General features: G+C 33.7%; 1 protein-coding gene. It reads right to left on the bottom strand.

The window, feature by feature from the left end:
• On the bottom strand, positions 1 to 469 hold a 469-nt coding region (locus B2S90_RS06380; protein ID WP_286696744.1), incomplete at both ends, for a BadF/BadG/BcrA/BcrD ATPase family protein.

Raw genomic sequence — 469 nt, 5'->3', positions numbered from 1 at the left:
ACCCTAGTTTCTTTGCAAACTTATAAGCACCATATTCCGGTGTATGGATAGGTGAAATAAGATTATCTATTGTTTCATTCAAAACAGGTAGAATATAGTGAGAAGCATGATCAAATACACCTCCAATATAAGAAATACGAGGTGTTGAATCATGTTCTTTTAAGAGTGTTTGTATGAGTGAACGAATTTCTAATGCTGCCTGTTTATATATTTCTATCGCATAAGGATCTCCCTGATTGGCAGCTAATCCATTGATATAAGCATAGGATGCAGTAGATGTACGATCAAGACTATTCATAAATGTGATAATATCATAATCAATATCTAGATGACATTCTTCCATAACAAGATCATAAAGAACTGTTTTTTCTAGTCTACCATCTATTTCTTTACAGAATATATTAAACATCTTCTTCGCAATCCAATAAGCACTGCCTTCATCTCCTAATTGATAACCCCAGCCTCCACA

This window comes from Catenibacterium sp. UBA627, assembly GCF_002299355.1.
Lineage (GTDB): Bacteria > Bacillota_I > Bacilli_A > Erysipelotrichales > Coprobacillaceae > Catenibacterium > Catenibacterium mitsuoka.
Note: the sequence above shows the minus strand (reverse complement) of the source record. Positions and strands in the feature narration are given on the sequence as shown.